This window comes from Inquilinus sp. (assembly GCF_057815775.1).
The window spans coordinates 1-3,409 of sequence record NZ_JBYRFX010001124.1 but is presented as its reverse complement, the minus strand read 5'-3'; the positions used below and the strand labels follow the sequence as shown (position 1 = coordinate 3,409).

General features: G+C 68.2%; 4 protein-coding genes. 2 read left to right on the top strand and 2 right to left on the bottom strand.

Translation table 11 applies throughout. The features are described 5' to 3' along the window. Positions 1–575 (bottom strand): aminotransferase class I/II-fold pyridoxal phosphate-dependent enzyme (locus AC3XYG_RS40065; RefSeq protein ID WP_489145498.1); only part of this gene is annotated, 575 nt, incomplete at its 3' end. 117 nt (positions 576–692) lie between these two features. On the opposite strand from AC3XYG_RS40065, the gene bioB reads away from it, so the two are divergent. Further along, positions 693–1,727, top strand: coding sequence for a biotin synthase BioB (bioB, locus tag AC3XYG_RS40060; protein ID WP_489145497.1), 1,035 nt, complete (start codon positions 693–695; stop codon positions 1,725–1,727). Next, positions 1,720–2,985, top strand: coding sequence for an adenosylmethionine--8-amino-7-oxononanoate transaminase (locus tag AC3XYG_RS40055; protein WP_489145496.1), 1,266 nt, complete (start codon positions 1,720–1,722; stop codon positions 2,983–2,985). Before bioB ends, AC3XYG_RS40055 begins: the two co-directional genes overlap by 8 nt. A gap of 141 nt (positions 2,986–3,126) precedes the next feature. Here the strand turns inward: AC3XYG_RS40055 and AC3XYG_RS40050 are convergent, their stop codons facing one another. After that, positions 3,127–3,291: a hypothetical protein gene (locus tag AC3XYG_RS40050; RefSeq protein WP_489145495.1), complete on the bottom strand. Its 165-nt coding sequence runs from the start codon at positions 3,289–3,291 to the stop codon at positions 3,127–3,129. Positions 3,292–3,409 lie beyond the last annotated feature (118 nt).

Here is a 3,409-nt window from a genome sequence, read left to right as displayed (position 1 = left end):
TCATGCACCGGCGCCAGATCGCCATCCATCGAGAACACGCCGTCGGTGGCGATCAGGCAGTGCTCGTGCTTGTGGCGCTTGGCCTGCAGCAGCTCGGCCAGATGGGCCAGGTCGTTGTGGCGGAACACGGCGACGTGCGAGCCGGCCAGCTTGGCCCCGGTCCAGATGCAGGAATGCACCAACTCGTCGACCAGGATCAGGTCGTTCTCGCCGACCAGCGTCGGGATGATGCCGGCATTGGCAAGGTAGCCGGAGCCGAAGACGCAGGCGGCCTCGGCGCCCTTCAGCGCGGCCAGCCGGCCTTCCAGCTCCTCCAGCAGCGGATGGTTGCCGGTGACGAGGCGCGAGGCGCCGGCGCCGGTGCCGTAGCGCGCGATCGCCGCCTGCGCCGCCGCCTTCACCGCCGGGTGCTGGCTGAGGTTCAGGTAATCGTTGCAACAGAAGGACAACAGCCGCCGGCCGTGGCGCAGGATGGTGAGTCCATCCTCGCGCTCGGTCGGCTGCAGCGTGCGCAACAGGCTGCGGGAGGCCAGCGAGCGAAGCTTTCCGGTGGCGAAATCGTCGAGGGAATTCATGCTGATGATCGTGATCGTTCCGGGGCCGGCTGGCAGAGCCGGCTTGACGTGGCCGGCCGGGACAGTAGCTTCGGCACCATTCGGGTGCAATTGCACCTCTGCAGAGAGCTCCGACCGATGAACACTCTGGCCCGGCAGACGACCTCGACCCAGCCAATCGTGCCGCCGGCTTCGGTGCCGCTGGGGACGGTGCACAGCAACTGGACGGTGGATGAGATCCGCGCCCTGTTCGCCCTGCCCTTCCCCGAGCTGATCTACCAGGCGCAGACCGTGCACCGCATGCGGTTCAACCCGGCGGAGGTCCAGCTGTCGCAGCTGCTGTCGATCAAGACCGGCGGCTGCCCCGAGGATTGCGCCTATTGCCCACAGGCCGCGCAGTTCGAGACCGGCGTCAACGCCTCCAAGCTGATGGAGGTCGAGAAGGTGCTGGCCGAGGCCCGTGCCGCGCGCGATGGCGGCGCCACCCGCTTCTGCATGGGGGCCGCCTGGCGGTCGCCCAAGGACCGCGACATCGACAAGGTCTGCGCCATGGTCGAAGGCGTCCGCGCCATGGGCATGGAGACCTGCATGACGCTGGGCATGCTGACCCCGGACCAGGCCGGCCGGCTGAAGGAATCGGGCCTCGACTACTACAACCACAACCTCGACACCTCGCCGGAATTCTATGGCGAGATCATCACCACCCGGACCTACCAGGACCGGCTGGACACCCTGTCCCATGTCCGCGACGCCGGCATTTCCGTATGCTGCGGCGGCATCGTCGGCCTGGGCGAATCGATCACCGACCGCGCCTCGCTGATCCACAGCCTGGCCTCGCTGCCGGTGCATCCGGAAAGCGTGCCGATCAACCTGCTGGTCCAGGTCGAAGGCACGCCGCTGGCCGGCAGCGACCGGGTGCATCCGATCGACTTCGTCCGCACCATCGCCGTGGCCCGCATCGTCATGCCGGCCTCGAAGGTCCGCCTGTCCGCGGGCCGTGAGGACATGACCGACGAGATGCAGGCGCTGTGCTTCGTCGCCGGCGCCAACTCGATCTTCTGCGGTGCCAAGCTACTGACCACGCCGAATCCGGGCGAGGATCGCGACATGGCGCTGCTGGACCGCCTCGGCATGGTGCCGGAAGCCTCACCGATGACAGTCGCCGATGCCTGAGCAGCCGTGCTGGCTGGCAAAAGGCTGGCCACACATCTGGCTGCCCTATGCCCAGATGAAGCATGCCCCGGTGCCGCTGGCGGTGGCATCGACGTCGGGCGTGCGCATCCGCCTGGAAGACGGGCGCGAACTGATCGATGGCATCGCCAGCTGGTGGACCGCCTGCCACGGCTACAACCACCCGCACATCCGCCAGGCCGTTGAACGGCAGCTGGCCACGCTGCCGCATGTCATGTTCGGCGGGCTGGCGCATGAGCAGCCCTATCGCCTGGCCGCCCGCCTGGCCGCGCTGCTGCCCGGCGATCTCGACCGTGTGTTCTTCACCGAATCCGGCTCGGTCTCGGTCGAGGTCGCGATCAAGATGGCGGTGCAGTACGGGCTGAACCGCGGCCGGCGGGGCCGGGCGAAGATCCTGGCCTTCCGCGGCGGCTATCACGGCGACACCATCGCCACCATGGCCGTCTGCGACCCCGAGGAGGGCATGCACAGCCATTTCGGCGGGCTGCTGCCGGAGAATGTGATCGCCGACCTGCCGCGTGATGAGGCGAGCCTGGCGGCGCTCGACACGCTGCTGCAGCAGCGGGGTCACGAGATCGCGGCGATCCTGGTCGAACCGCTGGTCCAGGGCGCCGGCGGCATGCTGTTCCATGCGCCGGAGGTGTTGCGCCGGCTGCGCGATCTGGCCGACCGGCACGATCTGCTGCTGATCTTCGACGAGATCTTCACCGGATTCGGCCGCACCGGCACGATGTTCGCCTGCCAGCAGGCCGGCGTGGTGCCCGATATCCTCACGCTGTCCAAGGGCCTGACCGGCGGCACGCTGCCGCTGGCGGCGACGGTCGCCAGTGCCCGCGTGTTCGACGGCTTCTGGTCGGACGACCCCGGCCATGCCCTGATGCACGGCCCGACCTATATGGGCACGGCGCTGGGCTGCGCCGCCGCCAACGCCACGCTGGACCTGTTCGAGACCGAGCCGCGGCTGCAGCAGGTGGCGGCGATCGAGGCCCAGCTGCGGCGAGAGCTGGAACCCTGCCGCAGCCTGCCGGGCGTGCGCGACGTCCGCGTGCTCGGCGCCATCGGCGTGGTCGAGCTGGAGGCGATCCGCGACCTGGCGGCCCTCAAGCGCCGCTTCGTCGAGGCCGGCGTCTGGGTCCGGCCGTTCCGCAACATCGTCTACCTGACCCCCGCCTTCACCATCGCGCCGGACGAGCTGTCGGTGCTGACCGGCGCAATCCACAGAGTGCTGGGAGAGGGCTGAGGCTGTCAGCCATCCATTTCGATGTCATTGCCGGGCTTGGCCCGGCAATCCAGGAAATGTCGACAGTCTCTGGATGCCCGGATCAAGGCCGGGCATGACAGTTGGGGGTGGCTCCGGCCTATCCTGGCCGAAAGCCGACAGTCACCGCGGCCGCTGCATGCTGAAGATCGTGTCCAGCACGCCATACTCCATGTAGCCGAGGCGAGAGATGGCACGGCGGGCGGACAGGTCGATCCGGCCATCGACGATCACGGCGTCATCGATGTAGATGCCGGGTGCGATCGTGATCGGCGAGGTGGTCGGCATCTACATCGATGACGCCGTGATCGTCGATGGCCGGATCGACCTGTCCGCCCGCCGTGCCATCTCTCGCCTCGGCTACATGGAGTATGGCGTGCTGGACACGATCTTCAGCATGCAGCGG

What these genes read in the sequence shown, in the direction of transcription:
- bioB (WP_489145497.1), top strand. Translation starts at nt 693, where the DNA reads ATGAACACTCTGGCCCGGCAGACGACCTCGACCCAGCCAATCGTGCCG.
- AC3XYG_RS40055 (WP_489145496.1), top strand. Translation starts at nt 1,720, where the DNA reads ATGCCTGAGCAGCCGTGCTGGCTGGCAAAAGGCTGGCCACACATCTGG.
- AC3XYG_RS40050 (WP_489145495.1), bottom strand. Translation starts at nt 3,291, where the DNA reads ATGCCGACCACCTCGCCGATCACGATCGCACCCGGCATCTACATCGAT.